This is a genomic window from Streptomyces sp. BI87, from assembly GCF_025957665.1.
Classification (GTDB): domain Bacteria; phylum Actinomycetota; class Actinomycetes; order Streptomycetales; family Streptomycetaceae; genus Streptomyces; species Streptomyces albidoflavus.
The window spans coordinates 5477129-5499674 of the sequence record NZ_CP110079.1; the positions used below are offsets into that span (position 1 = coordinate 5477129).

Genomic DNA, 22546 nt, shown 5'->3' on the forward strand with positions numbered 1-22546 from the left:
TCAGGCGGACGCCTGCGGGTAGAGCTCGCGCGGCAGCTGCGAGGCGGCCGCGCCGTCCAGCAGCCACAGCGTCCGCGACCAGCCGTACGCGCCGGCCGCCGGAGCCTGGATCTCCCCGGCGCCGGAGAGGGCGATGGCCGCGGCGTTGGCCTTGTCCTCGCCCGCCGCGAGCAGCCACACCTCGCGGGCCGCGCGGATCGCCGGGAGCGTCAGGGTGACCCGGGTCGGCGGCGGCTTGGGCGCGCCGTGCACCGCGACCACCGTGCGCTCCGTCTCCCGCACCGCCGGCAGCTCCGGGAAGAGCGAGGCGACATGGGTGTCCGGCCCGACGCCGAGCATCAGCACGTCGAAGTCGGGCACCCGGCCGTGGTCGTGGTGCCCGGCCGCGGCGGCCAGCTCGGCGGCGTACGCCTCGGCGGCCGCCTCCGGGTCATTGCCCCACGGCCCGTCCGAGGCCGGCATCGGATGGACCCGGCCCGGGTCGAGCGGGACGGCGTCGAGCAGGGCCGCACGGGCCTGGGTGACGTTCCGCTCGGGGTCGCCCTCGGGCAGGAACCGCTCGTCGCCCCACCACAGGTCGACCCGGCGCCAGTCCACCGCGTCCCGCGCCGGGGAGGCGGCGAGCGCGGCGAGCAGGCCGTTGCCGTTGCGGCCGCCGGTGAGGACCAGCGAGGCGTGGCCGCGCGCCGCCTGGGCGTCGACCACGTGCGTGATCAGCCGGGCGGCGGCCGCCTCGGCCATCAGCTCCTTGTCCCGGTGGACCACCAGCTGCGGCGTACGGGTCACTTGGCGCCCTTCTTCGCGGCCGTGGCCTTGGTCGTCCGCTTCACCGGCGCGTCCTTGTGGCCCTCCGCCCGGTGCGGGGCGTCCGGCGCGTCCGCGACCCGGGGCACCTCGTGCTCGTCCAGGCGCTCCACCCCGAACCGCAGGGCGGCCGCGTAGGTGTCGTCCGGGTCGAGGCGGCGCAGCTCCTCGGCGATCAGCTCGGCGGTCTCGCGGCGCTTGAGGGCGACCGCCCGCTTCGGCTGGCCCTCGATGGAGAGGGTGGCCAGCGCCCCGTCGGCCCGGTCCAGGACGATCGGGCCGCAGTCGGTCTCCATCCGCACCCCGGTCAGCCCGGGGCCCGGGGACGCCTTGCGGGCCACCGGCACCTGGAGCCGCTCGGCGAGCCACATGGCGAGCAGCTCGCAGCTGGGGTTGAACTCCTCGCCCTCGACCTCGACGGCGGTGACCTGGCAGACCACCTGGTCGAGCGCGGCGGCCAGCATGGAGCGCCACGGGGTGATCCGCGTCCACGCCAGGTCGGTGTCGCCCGGGGTGTAGGAGGCGGCCCGCTCGGCCAGCTCCTTGATGGGCTGCTCACCGGCGTAGGTGTCGGTGACCCGGCGCTGGGCGAGGGCGCCCAGGGCGTCCTTGGCCGGGTCCAGCGGGCCGTTCACCGGCCACCAGGCGACGACCGGCGCGTCGGGCAGGAGCAGCGGCAGCACCACCGACTGGGCGTGGTCGACGATCTCGCCGTAGAGACGGAGGATGACCGTCTCGCCGGTGGAGGCGTCGGCGCCGACCCGGATCTCGGCGTCGAGCCGCGAGGTGGTGCGGTTGCGCGGGGAGCGCGAGACCCGCTTGATGACGACCAGGGTGCGCGAGGGGTGCTCGCGCGACGCCTCGTTGGCCGACTTCAGCGCGTCGTAGGCGTTCTCCTCGTCGGTGACGATGACCAGGGTCAGCACCATGCCGACGGCAGGGGTGCCGATCGCCCGGCGACCCTGCACCAGCGCCTTGTTGATCTTGCTGGAGGTGGTGTCCGTCAGATCGATCTTCATGGCCGGCGCCAGCTCCGTCCGTCTCGTGCGAGCATCTCGTCCGCCTCCTTGGGCCCCCAGCTGCCGGCCGGGTACTGCGCCGGCTTGCCGTGGGTGTCCCAGTACTCCTCGATCGGGTCGAGGATGCGCCAGGAGAGTTCGACCTCCTCGGTGCGTGGGAAGAGGTTGGCGTCGCCGAGCAGCACGTCGAGGATGAGCCGCTCGTACGCCTCGGGGCTGGACTCGGTGAAGGACTCGCCGTAGGCGAAGTCCATCGACACGTCCCGGACCTCCATCGAGGTGCCGGGCACCTTCGAGCCGAACCGCACCGTCACGCCCTCGTCCGGCTGGACCCGGATGACCAGGGCGTTGTGGCCCAGCTCCTCCGTGGTCGTGGTGTCGAACGGGGAGTGCGGGGCGCGCTGGAAGACCACCGCGATCTCGGTGACCCGGCGGCCCAGCCGCTTGCCGGTGCGCAGGTAGAAGGGGACGCCCGCCCAGCGGCGGTTGTCGACCTCCAGCTTCACGGCGGCGTAGGTGTCGGTCTTGGAGCGGGGGTTGATGCCCTCCTCCTCCAGGTAGCCGACGGCCTTCTCGCCGCCCTGCCAGCCCGCCGAGTACTGCGCGCGGACCGTGTCCTTGCCCAGGTCCTCGGGGAGCCGGACGGCGCCGAGGACCTTGGCCTTCTCGGCCACCAGCGCGTTGGCCTCGAAGGAGGCGGGCTCCTCCATGGCGGTCAGCGCCATCAGCTGGAGCAGGTGGTTCTGGATGACGTCGCGGGCGGCGCCGATGCCGTCGTAGTAGCCGGCCCGGCCGCCGATGCCGATGTCCTCCGCCATGGTGATCTGCACGTGGTCGACGTACGACCGGTTCCACAGCGGCTCGAACATGGTGTTGGCGAAGCGGAGCGCCAGGATGTTCTGGACGGTCTCCTTGCCGAGGTAGTGGTCGATCCGGAACACCTGGTCCGGGGCGAACACCTCGTGCACGATCTCGTTGAGCTCGCGGGCCGAGGCCAGGTCGTGGCCGAACGGCTTCTCGATGACGGCGCGGCGCCAGGAGCCCTCGGGGGCGTCGGCCAGGCCGTGCTTCTTGAGCTGCTGGACGACCTTGGGGAAGAACTTCGGCGGGACGGAGAGGTAGAAGGCGAAGTTGCCGCCCGTGCCCTGCTCCTTGTCCAGCTCCTCCATGGTCGCCTTGAGGGTCTCGAACGACGCGTCGTCGTCGAAGGTGCCCTGGACGAACCGCATGCCCTGGGCCAGCTGCTGCCAGACCTCCTCGCGGAACGGCGTACGGGCGTACTCCTTGACGGCGTCGTGGACGACCTCGGCGAAGTCCTGGTCCTGCCACTCGCGCCGGGCGAACCCGATCAGGGAGAAGCCCGGGGGCAGGAGGCCGCGGTTGGCCAGGTCGTAGACGGCGGGCATCAGCTTCTTGCGGGACAGGTCGCCGGTGACGCCGAAGATGACCAGGCCCGACGGCCCCGCGATACGCGGGAGCCGTCGGTCCGCGGCGTCACGAAGCGGGTTCGCTCCGTGCAGTGCGGTCAAGGGGATCAGCCCTCCGAGGAGGCGAGCCGGTCCAGCTCGGCCTTGGTCGAGGTGAGGAGGTCCTTCCAGGACGCCTCGAACTTGTCGACGCCCTCGTCCTCCAGGAGCTGGACGACCTCGTCGTACCCGATGCCCAGCTTCGCCACGGCGTCGAGCACGCCCTGCGCCGACTCGTACGTCCCCGAGACGGCGTCCCCGGTGATCTCGGCGTGGTCGGCGGCGGCCTCCAGGGTCGCCTCCGGCATCGTGTTGACGGTGCCCGGCGCGACCAGGTCGTCGACGTACATCGTGTCCTTGTACGCCGGGTCCTTGACGCCGGTCGAGGCCCAGAGCGGGCGCTGCCGGTTGGCGTGCGCCTTCTCCAGCTCGGCCCAGCGGGCGGAGGCCGGGGTGGTGCCGTCCAGCGAGCCGAAGACCTTCTCGTACGCCTGGTAGGCGAGACGGGCGTTGGCCAGGGCGGAGCGGCCCTTCAGCGCCTTGGCCTCGTCGGTGCCGATCGCGTCGAGCCGCTTGTCGATCTCGGTGTCGACACGCGAGACGAAGAAGGACGCCACCGAGTGGATCTTCGAGAGGTCCAGGCCCGCGGCCTTCGCCTTCTCCAGACCGGCCAGGTAGGCGTCCATCACCTCGCGGTAGCGCTCCAGCGAGAAGATCAGCGTGACGTTGACGCTGATGCCCTTGCCGATCACCTCGGTGATGGCGGGCAGGCCGGCGCGGGTGGCGGGGATCTTCACCAGCGTGTTCGGCCGGTCCACCAGCCACGCCAGCTGCTTGGCCTCGGCGACGGTGGCCTTGGTGTTGTGCGCCAGCAGCGGGTCGACCTCGATCGACACCCGGCCGTCCTGGCCGTCGGTGGCGTCGAAGACCGGCCGCAGGATGTCCGCGGCGTCGCGGACGTCGGCGGTGGTGATCATGCGGACGGCCTCGTCGACCGAGACCTCCCGTGCGGCGAGGTCGGCGAGCTGCGACTCGTAGCCGTCGCCCTGCGAGATCGCCTTCTGGAAGATCGACGGGTTGGTGGTGACCCCGACGACGTTGCTCTCGTCGATGAGCTCGGCGAGGTTGCCGGACGTGATGCGCTTGCGCGACAGGTCGTCCAGCCAGATCGCCACGCCCTCGTCCGAGAGGCGCTTCAGTGCGTCTGCCATGGAAAAAACATCTCCTACAGCTACAGAGTGGTGTGCCGTCGTCAGCGCTGAGCGGCGGCGAGGGATTCCCGGGCGGCCTCGGCGACCGCGTCCGCGGTGAAGCCGAACTCGCGGAACAGCACCTTCGCGTCCGCCGAGGCACCGAAGTGCTCCAGCGAGACGATCCGGCCGGCGTCGCCCACGAAGCGGTACCAGGTCAGGCCGATGCCGGCCTCGACCGCCACCCGCGCGCGCACGGCACGCGGCAGCACCGACTCGCGGTACGCCTCGTCCTGCTCCTCGAACCACTCGACACACGGCACGGAGACCACCCGGGTGGGCACGCCGGCCGCCTGGAGCTGCTCGCGGGCGCCCACGGCCAGCTGCACCTCGGAGCCGGTGCCGATCAGGATGACCTGCGGCTCGCCGCCCTCGGCCTCCGCGAGGACGTAGCCGCCACGGGCCGCGTTCTCGTTCAGCTCGTAGGTCGGCACGCCCTGCCGGGTCAGCGCCAGACCGTGCGGGGCGCCCTTGCCGTACACCTTGGTCCACCGGCGCATGATCTCCCGCCAGGCGACGACCGTTTCGTTGGCGTCGGCCGGGCGGACCAGGTTGAGGCCCGGGATGGCGCGCAGCGCGGCCAGGTGCTCCACCGGCTGGTGGGTCGGGCCGTCCTCGCCGAGGCCGATCGAGTCGTGCGTCCACACGTAGGTCACCGGCAGGTGCATCAGCGCGGACAGCCGCACCGCGTTGCGCATGTAGTCGGAGAAGACCAGGAACGTGCCGCCGTAGATGCGGGTGTTGCCGTGGAGCTGGATGCCGTTCATCTCGGCGGCCATCGCGTGCTCACGGATGCCGAAGTGGATGGTCCGGCCGTACGGGTCGGCCTCCGGCAGCGGGTTGCCGGCGGGCAGGAACGACGAGGTCTTGTCGATCGTCGTGTTGTTCGAGCCGGCCAGGTCGGCGGAGCCGCCCCACAGCTCGGGCACGACCGCGCCGAGCGCCTGGAGGATCTTGCCGGAGGCGGCACGGGTGGCGACGGCCTTGCCGGTCTCGAAGACCGGCAGCGCGTCCTCCCAGCCCTCGGGCAGCTCACCGGCGGCGACACGGTCGAAGAGCGCGGCGTGCTCCGGGTTGGCGGTGCGCCAGGCGGCGTACCCCTTCTCCCACTCGGCGCGCAGCTCGCGGCCGCGGTCCAGCGCGCCACGGGTGTGGGCCAGGACCTCGTCGGAGACCTCGAAGCTCTTCTCCGGGTCGAAGCCGAGGACGCGCTTGGTGGCGGCGACCTCGTCGTCGCCGAGGGCCGAGCCGTGCGCGGCCTCGGTGTTCTGCGCGTTCGGGGCCGGCCAGGCGATGATCGAGCGCATCGCGATGAAGGAGGGACGCTCCGTCTCCGCCTTCGCCGCCTCGATCGCCGCGTACAGGGCGGCCGGGTCCAGGTCGCCGTTCTCCTTGGGCGCCACCCGCTGCACGTGCCAGCCGTACGCCTCGTACCGCTTGAGGGTGTCCTCGGAGACGGCCGTCTCGGTGTCGCCCTCGATCGAGATGTGGTTGTCGTCCCACAGCATGATCAGGTTGCCGAGCTTCTGGTGGCCGGCGGTGGAGGAGGCCTCGGCGGAGATGCCCTCCTGGAGGCAGCCGTCACCGGCGATGCAGTAGATGTGGTGGTCGAACGGGGAGGTGCCCTCGGCGGCCTCCGGGTCGAACAGCCCGCGCTCGTACCGCGCGGCCATGGCCATGCCCACCGCGTTGGCCACACCCTGCCCGAGCGGGCCGGTGGTGGTCTCCACGCCGGTGGTGTGGCCGTACTCCGGGTGCCCGGGGGTCTTCGAGCCCCAGGTGCGGAAGGCCTTCAGGTCGTCCAGCTCCAGGCCGAAACCGGCCAGGTAGAGCTGGATGTAGAGGGTCAGGGACGAGTGGCCCACGGAGAGGACGAAGCGGTCGCGCCCCGTCCAGTCGGCGTCCGCCGGGTCGTGCCGCATCACCTTCTGGAAGAGGGTGTACGCGGCCGGCGCGAGGCTCATCGCCGTACCGGGATGGCCGTTGCCGACCTTCTGTACGGCGTCTGCGGCCAGGACGCGGACGGTGTCGACGGCCCGCTGGTCCTCTGCGGTCCACTCGAAGTCTGTGGTGGTCGGCTTGGTGCTCACCCTGGGTCAGGGCTCCTCTCCACATGTCGAACGCCGGTGACGTCGGGACACCGGACGCGGTCGAGCCTACCGGTGACGGAAGGTGCTGATCCTTCCGTTCACCGCCGCCGTCGCCCCGCCCTCTCCACCAGCTTGCCGGGGCCCGGCGCCGCGCGCCTGCCGGGCACCTCCGGCGCGCGCCCCGCCCGGGCCCGGACGAACACGTTCCGTCAACCGGGTGGCGCCCGCGGGCCCGTACGGGCGCCCGCCGGACACGCTCCGTGCACCGGGGGCGGGCGCCAACACGACGGACCCCCCGCGAGGGGCGGGGGACAGCAACGTCTAAAGTGACCAGGAAGGCGCGAGTCCTAACCGGTCCTTTATGGCCGGTGACTTGCTGGAAATGTCTCTGTCAGGGGTGTGCGTGACGGCCGTTGAATCCCGTCCTGCGGGAGCGCTCGGGTCCAGCCCAGGCCATCGGCCGTTCGGGGCCCGCGCCAAGGCATTCGTGGCGATGACCAAGCCGCGGATCATCGAACTGCTCCTCATCACCACCGTCCCGGTGATGTTCCTCGCCGAGCAGGGAGTCCCCTCGCTGTCGCTGGTCCTGGTGACCTGCCTCGGCGGCTACCTCTCGGCGGGCGGCGCCAACGCCCTGAACATGTACATCGACCGGGACATCGACGCCCTGATGGAGCGGACCTCGCAGCGTCCGCTGGTCACCGGCATGATCAGCCCCCGCGAGGGCCTGGTCTTCGGCCTCGCGCTCGCCGTGATCTCGACGCTCTGGTTCGGCCTGCTGGTCAACTGGCTCTCCGCCTGGCTCTCGCTGGGCGCCCTCCTCTTCTACGTGGTCGTCTACACGATGATCCTGAAGCGGCGCACCGCGCAGAACATCGTCTGGGGCGGCATCGCCGGGTGCATGCCGGTCCTCATCGGCTGGTCGGCGGTGACCAACACGGTCTCCTGGGCCGCCGTCATCCTCTTCCTCGTCATCTTCTTCTGGACGCCGCCGCACTACTGGCCGCTGTCGATGAAGGTCAAGGAGGACTACGCCCGGGTCGGCGTGCCGATGCTCCCGGTGATCGCCTCCAACCGGGTGGTCGCCCGGCAGATCGTGATCTACAGCTGGGTCATGGTCGGTGTCTCGCTGCTGCTCCAGCCGCTCGGCTACACCGGCTGGTTCTACACGGCGGTCGCGCTGGCCACCGGCGGCTGGTGGCTCTGGGAGGCGCACGGTCTCCAGAACCGCGCCCGGCAGGGCACCACCGGCGCCAAGCTCAAGGAGATGCGCCTCTTCCACTGGTCCATCACCTACGTCTCGCTGCTCTTCGTCGCGGTGGCCGTCGACCCGTTCCTGCGCTGACCGCCCGCGCGGCAGCACCTCTCAGCACCCTCGCCGACGGGCGGGGCGCGTGGCCAAGGCCACCCGCCCCGCCCGTCGCCGCGTGATCTACCGCTCGGTAGCATCTGGCCATGGCCAACACACAGCAGGACGACACCAAGCCGAACACCCGCGACGCGCGCCGCGCGGCCAAGGCCGCCAAGTCCATCACCGCCTTCGCCGCGGCCCACGGCGGCGCCGAGGCCCAGTTCGCCCACCTCGGAGAGAAGGGCGCCCGCATCGTCCTCGTCTGCGGCGACGGCGCCTGGGGCGACGTGGTGGTGCCCAGCATGGAGGTGGCCCGCGCCGCCACCGAGAAGGCCGGCGTCACCGTCCATGACGAGTTCAGCGGCGAGTTCGCCGCCAAGGTCGTCACCGGCCCCTACGAGTGGAGCCGGATGGCCGGCATCCAGATCGGCAGCCCCAGCCACCCGCGCCCCGGCCGCTCCGCCGCCTGAGACGGCGAGGGCCCGCCCCGCTCCCGGGGCGGGCCGGGCGACACCTGAGGCCCCCTCCGCCCGTTAGGCACCGCGGCAGCGCCGCGCCGACGGGGGGAACCCATGACCGACACACCGCCGCTCCTGGTGGCCGACACGCCGCACCTGGTCGACCAGTACTGCCACGGACTCGTCCGGGAGGAACTGGGGCTGGCCACCTTCGAGGCCCGGCTGGGGCGCGGCAGCCCCGCCCAGGGGACCACCTTCTTCGACAGCCGCACCGGCTTCGCCGTGCGCCGCTGGTGCCCGCCCCTGCTCGGCCTGGACCCGCACTGCCCGCCCGCCGCCTACCTGGCCCGCCGCCGTGAACTGGGCGTCCTGGAGTCCGGCCGGCGCCTGCTGCGGGCCGGCGGGATCGCCGCCCACCTGGTCGACACGGGGACCGCCGAGGAGCTGACCGGGCCGCCGGAACTGGCGGCCGCGGGCGGGACGGTGGCGCGCGAGGTGGTGCGCCTGGAACACCTCGCCGAACAGGTGGCCGACACCTCCGGCACCGCCGAGGCCTTCCTCGCCAACCTCTCCGAGGCGGTGCACGCCGTCTCCGCCACCGCCGCCGCCTTCACCTGCGTCAGCGGGCCCGGCGAGGACGCCGCGAGCGCGGGCACCCCGCCCGGCCCCGGCGCCGTACGGGCCGCCGCCGCCACCTGGCTGGCCGGGCGGGCGGCGGGCGCCCGGCTCGCCGAACCGGTGCTCGTCGCCCATCTGTGCTGGGTCGCGCTGACCACCGGCCGGCCGCTCCAGCTGCACGCGCTGCCCGGGCCGCGCCGGGCCGCCGCGCTCACCGCCTTCGCCGAAGCCACGGCCGGGCTCGGCACCGACGTGGTCCTGCTGGGCGGCGGCGGGCCGCACGACCACACCGCGCGGCTCGCCGCCCTCCACCCGCACGTCTACGCGGGGATCGGCCCGGTGGACCCGTACGGCGGGCCGCCGGTGCGTGACGCGCTGGCCGGTGCGCTGGAGCGGGCCCCCTTCGGCAAGCTGATGTACGCCAGCGGCGCGGGCGGCCTGCCGGAGCTGCACGTGGTGGCCGCCCGCGAGTTCCACCAGGCGCTCGACGAGGTGATCGGCGGCAAGGTCGCCCAGGGCGCCTGGTCCGCGCGGGACGGCCGCCGGGTCGCCCGGATGATCGCCGCCGAGAACGCGCGGCGGGTCTACGGGCTCGGCTGAAGGAGCCCGGACACGGTGGCGCCCCCGCACCCACGGACGGGGAACGGGGGCGCCGAAAGCGGGGTTCAGCGGGCTGCCGCGACCGGGTTCTCCGGCTGGGCCGGGACCTGCCCGGGCGTGGCGTACGGGCGCTCGCGCAGGGAGAGCAGGAGGCGCACGACCCCGATCCACACCAGGCACGAGCCCAGCATGTGCAGTCCGACCAGGATCTCCGGCAGGTCGGTGAGGTACTGGACGTAGCCGATGGCGCCCTGGAGGAGCAGGATCACGAAGAACTCGCGGGTGCGGGCCAGCGGACCGGAGGGCGCGTCGACGGCCTTGAGGACGAACCACAGGGCGAAGGCGAGCGCCACCACGACCCAGGCCAGCACCGCGTGCACGCGGCTGACCATCTCCCAGTCGAGCGGCATCCGGGGGACGTCGCTGGAGTCGCCCGCGTGCGGACCGGCGCCGGTCACCACGGTGCCCACCGCGATCAGCAGGGCGGTCACCCCGACCATCACCTGGACCAGCTGGCGCAGCGGCTTGCCGACCAGCGGCCGGGCCGGCTCGTCGCCCTCCTTGGTCCGCTGCCACATCACGGTCGCCACCGCGATCAGCACGGTGGAGAGCAGGAAGTGCGCGGCGACGGTGTACGGGTTGAGGCCGACCAGGACGACGATGCCGCCGAGGACCGCGTTGCCCATGACCACCCAGAACTGCGCCCAGCCGAGCCGGGTGAGGGCGCGGCGGCGGGGCTTGGCCGCGCGGGCGGCGATGATGGCCCAGCCGACGGCGGCGCAGAGCACGTAGGCCAGCATCCGGTTGCCGAACTCGATGGCGCCGTGCAGCCCCATCTCGCGCGTGGAGGTCAGCGAGTCCTCGGTGCACTTGGGCCAGGTCGGGCAGCCCAGGCCCGAGCCGGTCAGGCGGACGGCGCCGCCGGTGACCACGATGACCACCGCCATCACGAGGGCGGTGAGCGCCGCCCGGCGGACGATCCCGGGGGACGGGGTCCACCGGGCGGCGATGAAGGCGAGCGGGTTGCGTGCGGCCTCGACGGCGCTGGCACGGGTCTTCTCAGGCACGGAGGACATGCTAGGCGGAAGCTTGTGCACGGTTTCACTTGGGGTGCCGGCGGGTCGGCGGCTCACTCCCAGCGGAAGAGACGCCCCGCCGCCGCCAGCGCGGCCACCGCCCACACCGCGAGGATGCCGACCTGCGCGAGAGGCAGCCCGGCACCGTCCTGGAGGACGGCCCGCAGCCCCTCGGAGAGCGCCGAGATCGGCAGCCAGCCCAGCGCCGCGCCCACCGGGTCGGGGAACTTCGACAGCGGCACGACCACCCCGCCGCCGACCAGCAGCAGCAGGAAGACCAGGTTGGCGGCGGCCAGCGTCGCCTCCGCCTTCAGCGTGCCCGCCATCAGCAGGCCGAGCCCGGAGAAGGCAGCCGTACCGAGCGCCAGCAGCAGGAGCACGGCAAAGGGGTTGCCGTGCGGGGACCAGCCGAGGGCCAGCGCGATCACCGCCAGCAGCACCACCTGGAGCACCTCGGTCACCAGCACCGCCAGCGTCTTCGCGGTCATCAGCGCCCAGCGGGGGAGCGGGGAGGCGCCGAGCCGCTTGAGGACGCCGTAGCGGCGCTCGAAGCCGGTGGCGATGGCCTGGCCGGTGAAGGCGGTCGACATCACCGCCAGCGCGAGGACGCCCGGGGCGAGGAAGTCGACCGGCTCGCCCTCGCCGGTGTCGACGACGTCGACCGTCGAGAAGAGCACCAGGAGCAGCGAGGGGATGATCACGGTGAGCAGCAGCTGCTCGCCGTTGCGCAGCAGCAGCTTGGTCTCGAAGGCGGCCTGGGCGGCGATCATGCGGCCCACCGGCGCCGCCCCGGGCTTCGGGGCGTAGGTACCGGTCCTCATGCGCGCAGCTCCTTGCCGGTCAGTTCGAGGAAGACGTCCTCCAGGGTGTGGCGCTCCACCGAGAGCTGGTCGGGCATGACCCCGTGCTGGGCGCACCAGGAGGTGACGGTGGCCAGCAGCTGCGGGTCGACGGTGCCGGTCAGCCGGTACGAGCCGGGGGCCAGCTCGACGGCGGCGGTCTCCGCGGGCAGTGCCTTCAGCAACGAGGCCAGGTCCAGGCCGGAGCGGCCGGTGAAGCGCAGGGTGTTCTCCGCGCCGCCCCGGCACAGCTCCTCGGGGCTGCCCTGGGCCACGACACGCCCGGCGTCGATGATCGCCACGTCGTCGGCGAGCTGTTCGGCCTCGTCCATCGCGTGGGTGGTCAGCACCACGCTGACGCCGTCGGCGCGCAGCTCGCGCACCAGCTCCCAGGTGGAGCGGCGGGCCTGCGGGTCGAGCCCGGCGGTCGGCTCGTCGAGGAAGACCAGTTCGGGACGGCCCACCACGGCCATGGCGAGCGCGAGCCGCTGCTGCTGCCCGCCGGAGAGGCGCCGGTAGGTGGTGCGGCCGCAGGAGCCGAGGCCGAGGCGCTCGACAAGCCCGTCCACGTCCAGCGGGTGGGCGTGCAGCTTCGCCATGTGGCGGAGCATCTCGTCGGCGCGGGCGCCGGAGTAGACGCCACCCGACTGGAGCATCACGCCGATCCTCGGGCGCAGCGCGGCCGCCTCGCGGACCGGGTCGAGGCCGAGGACCCGGACGGTGCCGGCGTCGGGCCTGCGGTACCCCTCGCAGGTCTCGACCGTGGTGGTCTTGCCGGCGCCGTTGGGGCCGAGGACGGCGGTGACGCCGGCCCGGGCGGTGAGGTCGAGGCCGTCGACGGCCGTCTTGGTGCCGTACCGCTTGATCAGGCCCCGCACCTGGAGAACGGGCTCCGGCGGGGTGGGCCGGGGGATCTCGCCCGGTGGGGTGCTGCGCATACCGGAGAGTCTAGGGACGGGCCGCCGCACACCGGCACACGGGCCGAGTCTCCCGGGGCCCGCGAGGCCCCTGGGGCCACTACCACAGCACGCTCGGTTAGGTAACCCTAAGTGATTGATGCCACCCTGAGGCTGCCACCTGGGCGGTTGTCGCTCCCGGACGAATTACGCAACAATGGCGTTGTGAAAAAGGCTGGCGAGGCTCCGCAGGAGGAACTCGCGACCGGTGAGCGGTCCACCCGCAACCGTGTCGCGCGCTCCATCCTGGACCACGGCCCCTCCACGGTCGCCGCCCTCGCGAAGCGGCTCGGGCTCACCCAGGCCGCCGTCCGCAGGCACCTCGACGCCCTCGGCGCCGACGGCGTCGTCGAACCCCGCGAACAGCGCGTCTACGGCGCCCGGACCAGGGGCAGGCCCGCCAAGGTCTTCGCCCTCACCGACTGCGGACGCGACGCCTTCGACCAGTCCTACGACTCCCTCGCCGCCGACGCGCTGCGCTGGATCGCGGAGACGGCAGGACCCGACGCGGTGGCCGCCTTCGCCCGCGCCAGGGTGGCCGCCCAGGCGGAGCAGTACCGCGCCGCCATGGACGACGCGGACCCGGCGGACCGCGCCCACGCGCTGGCGAAGGCGCTGAGCGCCGACGGGTACGCTGCTACGGCGCGTAGCGCCCCCGAGCCGCAGCAGGGCGAACAGCTCTGTCAGCACCACTGCCCGGTCGCGCACGTGGCCGAGCAGTTCCCACAGCTCTGCGAGGCGGAGACCGAGGTCTTCTCCCAGCTCCTGGGCACCCACGTCCAGCGCCTCGCGACCATCGCGCACGGAGACGGCGTCTGCACGACGTTCATCCCGCGCGCCACCCCGCAGACCACGGCACATCAGTCCACCGACACATCAGCAAGCACGGCCGGGAGGAACCCCGCATGACGCTCCCCACGGAGACTGCCCACCCCGAACTCGAGGGCCTGGGTACGTACGAGTACGGCTGGGCCGACTCCGACGCGGCCGGAGCCTCCGCCCGGCGTGGCATCGGCGAGGACGTCGTCCGCGACATCTCGGCCAAGAAGGACGAGCCGGAGTGGATGACCAAGCTCCGCCTCAAGGGCCTGAAGCTCTTCGGCAAGAAGCCCATGCCGAACTGGGGCTCGGACCTCTCCGGCATCGACTTCGACAACATCAAGTACTTCGTGCGGTCCACCGAGAAGCAGGCCGAGTCCTGGGAGGACCTGCCGGAGGACATCAAGAACACGTACGACAAGCTCGGCATCCCCGAGGCGGAGAAGCAGCGCCTCGTCGCCGGCGTCGCCGCGCAGTACGAGTCGGAGGTCGTCTACCACCAGATCCGCGAGGACCTGGAGGAGCAGGGCGTCATCTTCCTCGACACCGACACCGCGCTGAAGGAGCACCCGGAGCTCTTCCAGGAGTACTTCGGCACCGTCATCCCCGCCGGTGACAACAAGTTCGCCGCGCTCAACACGGCCGTGTGGTCCGGCGGCTCCTTCATCTACGTGCCGAAGGGCGTGCACGTCGAGATCCCGCTCCAGGCCTACTTCCGGATCAACACCGAGAACATGGGCCAGTTCGAGCGGACGCTGATCATCGTCGACGAGGACGCCTACGTCCACTACGTCGAGGGCTGCACCGCGCCGATCTACAAGACCGACTCGCTGCACTCCGCGGTCGTCGAGATCATCGTCAAGAAGGGCGGCCGCTGCCGCTACACGACCATCCAGAACTGGTCGAACAACGTCTACAACCTGGTCACCAAGCGCGCCGTGGCGTACGAGGGCGCGACCATGGAGTGGATCGACGGCAACATCGGTTCCAAGGTCACCATGAAGTACCCGGCCGTCTACCTGATGGGCGAGCACGCCAAGGGCGAGACGCTCTCCATCGCCTTCGCCGGCGAGGGCCAGCACCAGGACGCGGGCGCCAAGATGGTCCACATGGCCCCCAACACCTCCTCCAACATCGTCTCCAAGTCGGTGGCGCGAGGCGGCGGCCGCACCTCCTACCGCGGTCTCATCGAGATCGGCGAGGGTGCCCCGGGCGCCAAGTCGAACGTCCTGTGCGACGCGCTGCTGGTCGACACCATCTCCCGCTCGGACACCTACCCCTACGTGGACGTCCGCGAGGACGACGTGTCCATGGGCCACGAGGCGACCGTCTCCAAGGTCTCCGAGGACCAGCTCTTCTACCTGATGAGCCGCGGCCTCACCGAGTTCGAGGCGATGGCGATGATCGTGCGCGGCTTCGTCGAGCCGATCGCCAAGGAGCTCCCCATGGAGTACGCCCTGGAACTCAACCGGCTGATCGAGCTCCAGATGGAAGGCTCCGTCGGCTGACGCCGAGCCCGCAGCACACGAAGTCCTCCGGCTCGGTTCGCTGAGTCCGACGCAGAGAGAGAGCACCACGACAGCCATGGCTGAGGCCCAGAACGCCCCCGTCCAGGGGGGCACCGTGCCGACGGGTTCCACCACCGCCGGTCAGATCGCGGTGGCCGCCGAGTCGACCGTCGCCACGCGCATGAGCGCGCCCCCCTCGTACGACGTGGCGGACTTCCCGGTCCCGCACGGCCGCGAGGAGGAGTGGCGGTTCACGCCGCTGGAGCGGCTGCGCGGCCTGCACGACGGCAGCGCCGTCGCCGACGGCGGCATCCGCGTCGAGATCTCCACCCCGGACGGGGTCACCCAGGAGACCGTCGGCCGTGACGACGCCCGCGTCGGCCGGGCCGGCAAGCCCGTCGACCGCGTCGCCGCCCAGGCGTACAGCGCCTTCGAGAAGGCGTCGGTCGTCACCGTGCCCAAGGAAGCGCGCCCCGAGGAGCCGATCCGGATCACCGTGCACGGCGAGGGCGGCACCGCCTACGCCCACCAGGTGATCGAGCTCGGCGCCTTCGCCGAGGCCGTCGTGGTCATCGACCACACCGGTGACGCGGTCCTCGCCGCCAACGTCGACTACGTCCTCGGTGACGGCGCCAAGCTGACCGTCGTCGCCGTCCAGGACTGGGACGACCGCGCAGTCCACGTCGCCCAGCACAACACGCTGGTCGGCCGCGACGCCTCGTTCAAGTCCGTCGTCGTCACCTTCGGCGGCGACCTGGTCCGGCTGCACCCGCGCGTCACCTACGCGTCCACCGGTGGTTCGGCCGAGCTGATCGGCCTGTACTTCACCGACCGGGGCCAGCACCAGGAGCACCGTCTGCTGGTCGACCACAACCAGCCGCACTGCACCTCGAACGTCGTCTACAAGGGCGCGCTCCAGGGCGACGACGCGCACGCCGTCTGGATCGGCGACGTCCTCATCGAGGCCGCCGCCGAGGGCACCGACACCTACGAGATGAACCGCAACCTCGTCCTCACCGACGGCGCGCGGGTCGACTCGGTGCCGAACCTCGAGATCGAGACCGGCGAGATCGTCGGCGCCGGCCACGCCTCGGCGACCGGCCGCTTCGACGACGAGCAGCTCTTCTACCTGATGGCCCGCGGCATCCCCGAGGCCGACGCCCGCCGCCTGGTGGTCCGCGGCTTCTTCGCCGAGCTGGTCCAGCAGATCGGCCTGCCCGACGTCGAGGAGCGGCTGCTCGCCAAGATCGAGGCCGAACTGGAGGCCGCGGTCTGATGGCCATCGCGTACGTGAGGGCGTGCGGGCTCAGCGAGCTGGAGGAGGACACCCCCAAGCGGGTGGAACTCGACGGCACGCCGGTCTCCGTGGTGCGCACGGAGGGCGAGGTGTTCGCGATCAACGACATCTGCTCGCACGCCAACGTCTCGCTCTCCGAGGGCGAGGTCGAGGACTGCCAGATCGAGTGCTGGCTCCACGGCTCCGCCTTCGACCTGCGCACCGGCAAGCCCTCCGGGCTGCCGGCCACGCGCCCCGTCCCCGTATACCCCGTAAAGATCGAAGGGGACGACGTGCTCGTCTCCCTCACCCAGGAGTCCTGAGGCACCATGGCAACGCTTGAAATCCGCGACCTGCACGTCACCGTCGAGGCCGACAACGCCACGAAGGAGATCCTCAAGGGCGTCGACCTGACCGTGAAGCAGGGCGAGACGCACGCCATCATGGGCCCGAACGGCTCCGGCAAGTCGACGCTCGCCTACTCGCTGGCAGGCCACCCCAAGTACACGATCACCGGCGGCACCGTCACCCTCGACGGCGAGGACGTCCTGGAGATGTCCGTCGACGAGCGGGCCCGCGCCGGCCTCTTCCTCGCCATGCAGTACCCGGTCGAGGTCCCCGGCGTCTCCGTCTCCAACTTCCTGCGCACCTCGGCCACCGCCGTGCGCGGCGAGGCCCCCAAGCTGCGTACCTGGGTGAAGGAGGTCAAGGAGGCCATGGAGCGTCTCCACATGGACCCCGCCTTCGCCGAGCGCAACGTCAACGAGGGCTTCTCCGGCGGTGAGAAGAAGCGCCACGAGATCCTTCAGCTGGAGCTGCTCAAGCCCAAGGTCGCCATCCTCGACGAGACCGACTCCGGCCTCGACGTCGACGCCCTGCGCGTCGTCTCCGAGGGCGTCAACCGCGTCCGTGAGGGCGGCGAGGTCGGCACCCTGCTGATCACGCACTACACCCGCATCCTGCGGTACATCAAGCCCGACCACGTCCACGTCTTCGCGGGCGGCCGCATCGCCGAGTCCGGCGGCGCGGAGCTGGCCGACAAGCTGGAGGCGGAGGGCTACGAGTCCTACGTGAAGGGTGGCGCATCCGCGTGACTGTGGCCCATCAGGGGCTCTCCGGCCTCCTCGACACCGAGGCGATCCGCAAGGACTTCCCGATCCTCCACCGGGAGATCCACGACGGCAGGAAACTCGTCTACCTGGACAACGCGGCGACCTCCCAGACGCCCCGCCAGGTGCTCGACGTGCTCAGCGAGTACTACGAGCAGCACAACGCCAACGTCCACCGCGGCGTGCACGTGCTCGCCGAGGAGGCAACGGCGCTGTACGAGGGTTCCCGCGACAAGGTCGCCGCCTTCATCAACGCCCCGAGCCGCGACGAGGTGATCTTCACCAAGAACGCCTCCGAGTCGCTCAACCTCGTCGCGAACATGCTGGGCTGGGCCGACGAGCCCTACCGCGTCGACGCCGACACCGAGATCGTCATCACGGAGATGGAGCACCACTCCAACATCGTGCCGTGGCAGCTGCTCTCGCAGCGCACCGGCGCGAAGCTGAAGTGGTTCGGGCTGACCGACGACGGCCGCCTCGACCTCTCCGACATCGACGAGATCATCACCGAGAAGACGAAGATCGTCTCCTTCACCCTCGTCTCCAACCTGCTGGGCACGGTCAACCCGGTCGAGAAGATCGTCCGGCGCGCCCAGCAGGTCGGCGCCCTGGTCCTCATCGACGCCTCGCAGGCCGCCCCGCACATGCCCCTGGACGTCCAGGCGCTCCAGGCCGACTTCGTGGCCTTCACCGGCCACAAGATGTGCGGGCCGACCGGCATCGGCGTCCTGTGGGGCCGCCAGGAGCTGCTGGAGGACCTGCCGCCCTTCCTCGGCGGCGGCGAGATGATCGAGACCGTCTCGATGCACTCCTCGACGTACGCTCCCGCGCCGCACAAGTTCGAGGCCGGCACGCCGCCCATCTCCCAGGCCATCGGCCTGGGCGCGGCGGTGGACTACCTCAGCTCCATCGGCATGGAGAAGATCGCCGCCCACGAGCACGCGATCACCGAGTACGCCGTCGAGCGGCTGCTCCAGGTCCCCGACCTGCGCATCATCGGCCCGGCCTCGGCCGAGGACCGGGGTGCGGCGATCTCCTTCACGCTGGGCGACATCCATCCGCACGACGTCGGGCAGGTCCTCGACGAACAGGGCATCGCGGTCCGCGTGGGACACCACTGCGCGCGCCCCGTCTGCCTGCGGTACGGAATTCCCGCGACCACGCGGGCGTCGTTCTATCTGTACTCCACGCCCGCCGAGGTCGACGCCCTGGTGAACGGTCTGGAGCACGTACGGAACTTCTTCGGCTGAGGGACGTGTCGTGAAGCTGGATTCGATGTACCAGGACGTGATCCTGGACCACTACAAGAACCCGCACGGGCGGGGGCTGCGCGACGGCGACGCCGAGGTGCACCACGTCAACCCCACGTGCGGGGACGAGATCACCCTGCGGGTCAAGTACGACGGCGAGCGCATCGCCGACGTCAGCTACGAGGGGCAGGGCTGTTCCATCAGCCAGGCCAGCGCCTCGGTGCTGAACGACCTGCTGGTCGGCAAGGAACTGGCCGAGGCGCGGAAGATCCAGGGCACCTTCCTGGAGCTGATGCAGTCCAAGGGCCAGATCGAGCCGGACGACGCCATGGAGGAGGTGCTGGAGGACGCGGTCGCGTTCGCCGGCGTCTCCAAGTACCCGGCACGCGTCAAGTGCGCGCTGCTGAGCTGGATGGCGTGGAAGGACGCGACCGCCCAGGCCCTGGGCGAGGACGCGAGCGACACGACTGCGAGGAGGACGGCATGAGCGAGAACGCGGAGGCCACTCTGAAGCCCGCCTCCGAGGAGGAGGTCCGCGAGGCGCTGCTGGACGTCGTCGACCCCGAGCTGGGGATCGACGTCGTCAACCTGGGCCTGATCTACGGGGTCCACGTCGACGACGCGAACATCGCGACCATCGACATGACCCTGACCTCGGCGGCCTGCCCGCTGACCGACGTCATCGAGGACCAGGCCAAGTCGGCCACCGACGGCATCGTCAGTGAGCTGCGGATCAACTGGGTCTGGATGCCGCCGTGGGGTCCCGACAAGATCACCGACGACGGGCGCGAGCAGCTGCGGGCACTGGGCTTCAACGTCTGAGTTCCGGGCGCGCCACGGCGCGTCCGCGGGAGGCGGGGTCCACCGGTCACGGCCGGTGGACCCCGCCTTTTCGTCCGGGTCCCTGGCTCGGTTGGCCCGGGCGGGGTGGGGCCGGTTAGGTTGCCCTCATGACCGACTCGACTGCTACTCGCACCACCGGCGCCGTCGCCGCCGGCCTGGCCACGCTCTCCGCCGACGGCGTGGTGCTCGACACCTGGTTCCCGGCGCCCGAACTGACCGAGACCCCCGGGCCGGCCGGCACCGAACGGCTCACCGCGACGCAGGCCGCCGAATTCCTCGGCGAGGCCGCGGCCCAGGCGCTGGGCGAGGACCCGCGCCGCGGGGTGGAGATCGTCGCGGTGCGCACGGTCATCGCCTCGCTCGACGACAAGCCGCTCGACGCCCATGACGTCTACCTGCGGCTCCACCTGCTCAGCCACCGCCTGGTCCGCCCGCACGGCCAGAACCTGGACGGCATCTTCGCCCACCTCGCCAACGTCGCGTGGACCTCGCTCGGCCCGGTCCCGGTCGACTACCTGGAGCAGGCCCGCCTCAACGCCCGCGCCGCCGGCCTGCACCTCCAGGTCACCTCGGTGGACAAGTTCCCCCGGATGACCGACTACGTGGCCCCCAAGGGCGTCCGCATCGCCGACGCCGACCGCGTCCGCCTCGGCGCCCACCTCGCCGAGGGCACCACCGTGATGCACGAGGGCTTCGTCAACTTCAACGCCGGCACCCTCGGCACCTCCATGGTCGAGGGCCGCATCTCGGCCGGCGTCGTCGTCGGCGACGGCTCCGACATCGGCGGCGGCGCCTCCACCATGGGCACCCTCTCCGGCGGCGGCAACGTCCGCATCTCCCTCGGCGAACGCTGCCTGATCGGCGCCGAGGCGGGCGTGGGCATCGCCCTCGGCGACGAGTGCGTGGTCGAGGCCGGCCTCTACCTCACCGCCGGCACCCTGGTCACCCTCCCCGACGGCGAGGTCGTCAAGGCCCGCGAACTGAACGGCGCCTCGAACATCCTCTTCCGCCGCAACTCCCTGACGGGGAAGGTCGAGGGCCGGCCGAACAATGCGGTGTGGGGCGGGCTCAACGAGGTGCTGCACAGCCACAACTGACCCGGCCCCGCCCGGCGACGTACGCGGATGGGCCCGCCCCGGGAAACACCGGAGCGGGCCCTTCGCCGTGCCCGGGGTCAGGGCCTGAACCGCAGCACCTGCGGGTCGTGGTCGCTGTTCTGGTCGGCGAACTCGGCGTTGATGTGGACGCTGTCGTAGTGGAAGTGGCGGATGGCGGGGGTGACCAGGATCTGGTCGAGGATCTGGCTGTTGCCCTGGAAGACGTAGGAGTAGCGCTCGGTGGGCGGGAGGGAGAGGGCGGCGGTCTTGAGGGCCTTGTCGGCGGTGAGGGTCTTGGTGGTGGTGGAGAACTCGAAGTCGTTGATGTCGCCGAGGACGAGGACCTTGGCCTTGCGGTCGGCCGACAGGAGCTTCTTGACGAAGGTGTTGACCGAGCCGGCCTGGGCGTGGCGCTGGGTCTCCGAGGAGCGGGTGGGGGGCTGGCGGTGGCCGGCCAGGGGCTCGTCGCCGCCCTTGGAGGCGAAGTGGTTGGCGATCAGGAAGACGCGCTCGCCGCGGAAGGTGAACTCGCCCGCCAGCGGCTTGCGGCTGTTCTGCCAGGCCGGGGCGGCGGGGTCGACGCGGCCGGGGGAGTGGGTGAGGGCGGCGCCTCCGCGCTCGCGGACCACGCCGGTCGCGGTGGTGGCGTCGCCGCCGGGGCGGTCGGTGAAGGAGACCCGGGCGGGGTTGAAGAGGAAGGCCTGGCGGATGTTGCCGCCGGGCTCGCCGCCGTCGGCCTTGTCGACCGGGTCGATGCCGCGCCAGTCGTAGCGCGGGCCGCCCGCCGCCGTGATCGCCTCGGTGAAGCGGCGCAGCGTCTCGTCGGCGGAGACCGTGCCGTCGTCGGTGGGCCCGTTGTCGTCCTGGATCTCCTCCAGCGCCAGCACGTCGGGGGAGGCGAGGTTGGTGACGACGGCCTGGGCCAGTGCGTCGAACTTCTCCTGCGGGTCGGTGGGGTCGAGGTTCTCGACGTTGTACGTGGCCACCGCCAGCTCGTTCCTGGCCTGGGGCTTGGTCTTCTCCCGCTTCAGGCCCCGGCTCTGCACCTCGCCCAGCTCGCGGGCGGCCAGCGTGTACCCGCCGTACTGGTTGTAGTCGAGCGGGCCCTCGGTGCGGCCGGTGAGCCGGTCGCCCACGTCGGCCTTGGGGAAGGGGCTCTCGGCGAGCGGGGCGAGCTGCTGGACCTGGAGGCGCCCGGTGTTCTGCGCGGTGTACGAGCCGTAGACGGTGCCGCCGCGCGCGCTCGGCCGCTCGCCCGGCTTCACCGTCACCCACAGCTCCGCGTACGGGTCGGTGGCGCCGACGACGCGGGAGGTGCCGATGCGGACGTTCATGCCCTCCAGGGACTCGTAGAAGTCCAGGGCGTACGAACGGGGCTTGAGGGGGAGGGAGTTGACGGAGCCCTGGGCCGCCGGGTCGCCCGCCGGGGTGTAGCGGGACGGGACGGCGTGGGCGTCGATCACCTGGGCGCGCGGTATCGGGTTGCCGGAGGAGACGACGGTGACCGAGGGTCGGGAGAGCTGGGTGAGCGACTGGTTGCCGCTGGAGGTGCCCCCCGGGACGTACTCGGTGACCGTGCCGGTGACCTCGACGGCGTCGCCGGCCTTCACCGTGGGGGCGCTGCTGGTGAAGACGAAGAGGCCTTCGCTGGTGGACGGGTCGGCGTCGGGGCGGGTGTCCTGGAACCAGAAGCCGCGCGAGCCGTACGTCCGCACGCCCGTGACGATGCCGGGCACCGCCTCCACCCGCTGCCCCACCAGCGGCGAGGTCCGCGTCGTGCCCTGGATGTCGTGGATGCGCAGGGTGGCGGCGGCGGCCTGCGGCGAGGCGGCCACCAGCAGGCCCGCGCCGAGTGCCGCCGCGCAGAGGGCGGCGACGGCGGGGGAGCGGTGCGGCAGCGCGGCGCGAGAGGCGGGGCGGGCGGGAGAACCGGCCATGGAGGGCTCCGAACGTGGTGGAGAACGGGGACAGAGGCGGACACGAGACAGGGGGTGCGGGCCGGTCCGCCGGGCGGCACCGGCCCACGGGTGCGGCTCTACGCGCGTCAATCTCTTGGAGGGCAGGGGGAGTTGTCAAGGGACGGCAGATGTACACCGGGTGACGTGGGCCGGAACCGG

Annotated in this window: 21 protein-coding genes; 12 read left to right on the forward strand and 9 right to left on the reverse strand. The window is 71.8% G+C overall.

The genetic code is table 11. The features are described 5' to 3' along the window. Genes pgl through tkt form a run of 5 tightly spaced genes read right to left on the reverse strand, consistent with a single transcriptional unit; the run spans position 1 to position 6629 of the window. On the reverse strand, positions 1–786 hold the full coding sequence (pgl, locus tag OIM89_RS24390) for a 6-phosphogluconolactonase (RefSeq protein WP_151169829.1): 786 nt from the start codon (positions 784–786) through the stop codon (positions 1–3). Next, positions 783–1823, reverse strand: a complete 1041-nt coding sequence (gene opcA / locus OIM89_RS24395) for a glucose-6-phosphate dehydrogenase assembly protein OpcA (RefSeq protein ID WP_030695120.1) — start codon at positions 1821–1823, stop codon at positions 783–785. Before opcA ends, pgl begins: the two co-directional genes overlap by 4 nt. Next, positions 1820–3343: a glucose-6-phosphate dehydrogenase gene (zwf, locus tag OIM89_RS24400; RefSeq protein ID WP_107049050.1), complete on the reverse strand. Its 1524-nt coding sequence runs from the start codon at positions 3341–3343 to the stop codon at positions 1820–1822. The genes opcA and zwf overlap by 4 nt, the downstream gene beginning before the upstream one ends. 14 nt (positions 3344–3357) lie before the next feature. Then, positions 3358–4500 (reverse strand): transaldolase, encoded by a 1143-nt coding sequence (tal, locus tag OIM89_RS24405; protein ID WP_030695118.1) that lies wholly within the window; start codon positions 4498–4500, stop codon positions 3358–3360. Positions 4501–4541: 41 nt separating this feature from the next. Continuing rightward, on the reverse strand, positions 4542–6629 hold the full coding sequence (tkt, locus tag OIM89_RS24410) for a transketolase (RefSeq protein ID WP_047469039.1): 2088 nt from the start codon (positions 6627–6629) through the stop codon (positions 4542–4544). Positions 6630–7011: 382 nt separating this feature from the next. Here tkt and OIM89_RS24415 point away from each other — a divergent pair, with 382 nt between their 5' ends. From OIM89_RS24415 to OIM89_RS24425, 3 genes are all read left to right on the forward strand, one after another. Then, the gene (locus OIM89_RS24415) at positions 7012–7974 is read left to right on the forward strand and encodes a heme o synthase (RefSeq protein WP_087777957.1); all 963 of its coding nucleotides are present in this window, start codon (positions 7012–7014) and stop codon (positions 7972–7974) included. Between the two features lie 110 nt (positions 7975–8084). After that, positions 8085–8450, forward strand: coding sequence for a hypothetical protein (locus OIM89_RS24420; RefSeq protein WP_047469035.1), 366 nt, complete (start codon positions 8085–8087; stop codon positions 8448–8450). A 102-nt stretch (positions 8451–8552) separates the two neighbouring features. Next, positions 8553–9656, forward strand: coding sequence for an amidohydrolase (locus OIM89_RS24425; protein WP_078858168.1), 1104 nt, complete (start codon positions 8553–8555; stop codon positions 9654–9656). Between the two features lie 65 nt (positions 9657–9721). Here OIM89_RS24425 and OIM89_RS24430 read toward each other — a convergent pair whose 3' ends face one another. The 3 genes from OIM89_RS24430 to OIM89_RS24440 are packed head-to-tail and all read right to left on the reverse strand — an operon-like array spanning position 9722 to position 12509. Beyond that, positions 9722–10732 (reverse strand): COX15/CtaA family protein, encoded by a 1011-nt coding sequence (locus OIM89_RS24430; protein WP_047469033.1) that lies wholly within the window; start codon positions 10730–10732, stop codon positions 9722–9724. A 53-nt stretch (positions 10733–10785) separates the two neighbouring features. Next, positions 10786–11553, reverse strand: a complete 768-nt coding sequence (locus OIM89_RS24435) for an ABC transporter permease (RefSeq protein WP_047469031.1) — start codon at positions 11551–11553, stop codon at positions 10786–10788. Beyond that, positions 11550–12509 (reverse strand): ABC transporter ATP-binding protein, encoded by a 960-nt coding sequence (locus OIM89_RS24440; protein WP_052231081.1) that lies wholly within the window; start codon positions 12507–12509, stop codon positions 11550–11552. Before OIM89_RS24440 ends, OIM89_RS24435 begins: the two co-directional genes overlap by 4 nt. A gap of 183 nt (positions 12510–12692) precedes the next feature. On the opposite strand from OIM89_RS24440, the gene OIM89_RS24445 reads away from it, so the two are divergent. From OIM89_RS24445 to dapD, 9 genes are all read left to right on the forward strand, one after another. Continuing rightward, positions 12693–13436, forward strand: coding sequence for a helix-turn-helix transcriptional regulator (locus tag OIM89_RS24445; protein ID WP_030695115.1), 744 nt, complete (start codon positions 12693–12695; stop codon positions 13434–13436). Further along, complete coding sequence (gene sufB / locus OIM89_RS24450) at positions 13433–14854, forward strand: Fe-S cluster assembly protein SufB (RefSeq protein ID WP_023419998.1); 1422 nt, start codon at positions 13433–13435, stop codon at positions 14852–14854. Before OIM89_RS24445 ends, sufB begins: the two co-directional genes overlap by 4 nt. Positions 14855–14930: 76 nt before the next feature. Then, complete coding sequence (gene sufD, locus OIM89_RS24455; RefSeq protein WP_030695114.1) at positions 14931–16130, forward strand: Fe-S cluster assembly protein SufD; 1200 nt, start codon at positions 14931–14933, stop codon at positions 16128–16130. Positions 16131–16135: 5 nt separating this feature from the next. Next, entirely contained in the window at positions 16136–16453 is a 318-nt protein-coding gene (locus tag OIM89_RS24460) for a bifunctional 3-phenylpropionate/cinnamic acid dioxygenase ferredoxin subunit (RefSeq protein WP_030695113.1), read from the forward strand. A 6-nt stretch (positions 16454–16459) separates the two neighbouring features. Then, the gene (sufC, locus tag OIM89_RS24465) at positions 16460–17224 is read left to right on the forward strand and encodes a Fe-S cluster assembly ATPase SufC (RefSeq protein ID WP_003947439.1); all 765 of its coding nucleotides are present in this window, start codon (positions 16460–16462) and stop codon (positions 17222–17224) included. Continuing rightward, a complete protein-coding gene (locus OIM89_RS24470; protein ID WP_030695112.1) occupies positions 17221–18489 on the forward strand; it encodes a cysteine desulfurase in 1269 nt (422 codons plus the stop codon). The genes sufC and OIM89_RS24470 overlap by 4 nt, the downstream gene beginning before the upstream one ends. A gap of 10 nt (positions 18490–18499) precedes the next feature. After that, a complete protein-coding gene (gene sufU / locus OIM89_RS24475) occupies positions 18500–18976 on the forward strand; it encodes a Fe-S cluster assembly sulfur transfer protein SufU (RefSeq protein WP_037664954.1) in 477 nt (158 codons plus the stop codon). After that, positions 18973–19311, forward strand: coding sequence for a metal-sulfur cluster assembly factor (locus OIM89_RS24480; RefSeq protein ID WP_003947436.1), 339 nt, complete (start codon positions 18973–18975; stop codon positions 19309–19311). Before sufU ends, OIM89_RS24480 begins: the two co-directional genes overlap by 4 nt. Before the next feature lie 128 nt (positions 19312–19439). Then, the gene (dapD, locus tag OIM89_RS24485; protein WP_030695110.1) at positions 19440–20429 is read left to right on the forward strand and encodes a 2,3,4,5-tetrahydropyridine-2,6-dicarboxylate N-succinyltransferase; all 990 of its coding nucleotides are present in this window, start codon (positions 19440–19442) and stop codon (positions 20427–20429) included. A 77-nt stretch (positions 20430–20506) separates the two neighbouring features. Here dapD and OIM89_RS24490 read toward each other — a convergent pair whose 3' ends face one another. Beyond that, on the reverse strand, positions 20507–22366 hold the full coding sequence (locus OIM89_RS24490) for an endonuclease/exonuclease/phosphatase family protein (protein WP_264491620.1): 1860 nt from the start codon (positions 22364–22366) through the stop codon (positions 20507–20509). Between the last annotated feature and the right edge of the window lie 180 nt (positions 22367–22546).

Coding starts and splice junctions, on each gene's coding strand:
- OIM89_RS24490 (WP_264491620.1), bottom strand. CDS start 22,366: ATGGCCGGTTCTCCCGCCCGCCCCGCCTCTCGCGCCGCGCTGCCGCAC.
- OIM89_RS24430 (WP_047469033.1), bottom strand. CDS start 10,732: ATGTCCTCCGTGCCTGAGAAGACCCGTGCCAGCGCCGTCGAGGCCGCA.
- OIM89_RS24440 (WP_052231081.1), bottom strand. CDS start 12,509: ATGCGCAGCACCCCACCGGGCGAGATCCCCCGGCCCACCCCGCCGGAG.
- opcA (WP_030695120.1), bottom strand. CDS start 1,823: ATGAAGATCGATCTGACGGACACCACCTCCAGCAAGATCAACAAGGCG.
- tal (WP_030695118.1), bottom strand. CDS start 4,500: ATGGCAGACGCACTGAAGCGCCTCTCGGACGAGGGCGTGGCGATCTGG.
- sufD (WP_030695114.1), top strand. CDS start 14,931: ATGGCTGAGGCCCAGAACGCCCCCGTCCAGGGGGGCACCGTGCCGACG.
- sufC (WP_003947439.1), top strand. CDS start 16,460: ATGGCAACGCTTGAAATCCGCGACCTGCACGTCACCGTCGAGGCCGAC.
- OIM89_RS24415 (WP_087777957.1), top strand. CDS start 7,012: ATGTCTCTGTCAGGGGTGTGCGTGACGGCCGTTGAATCCCGTCCTGCG.
- sufB (WP_023419998.1), top strand. CDS start 13,433: ATGACGCTCCCCACGGAGACTGCCCACCCCGAACTCGAGGGCCTGGGT.
- OIM89_RS24435 (WP_047469031.1), bottom strand. CDS start 11,553: ATGAGGACCGGTACCTACGCCCCGAAGCCCGGGGCGGCGCCGGTGGGC.
- OIM89_RS24425 (WP_078858168.1), top strand. CDS start 8,553: ATGACCGACACACCGCCGCTCCTGGTGGCCGACACGCCGCACCTGGTC.
- dapD (WP_030695110.1), top strand. CDS start 19,440: ATGACCGACTCGACTGCTACTCGCACCACCGGCGCCGTCGCCGCCGGC.
- OIM89_RS24480 (WP_003947436.1), top strand. CDS start 18,973: ATGAGCGAGAACGCGGAGGCCACTCTGAAGCCCGCCTCCGAGGAGGAG.
- OIM89_RS24420 (WP_047469035.1), top strand. CDS start 8,085: ATGGCCAACACACAGCAGGACGACACCAAGCCGAACACCCGCGACGCG.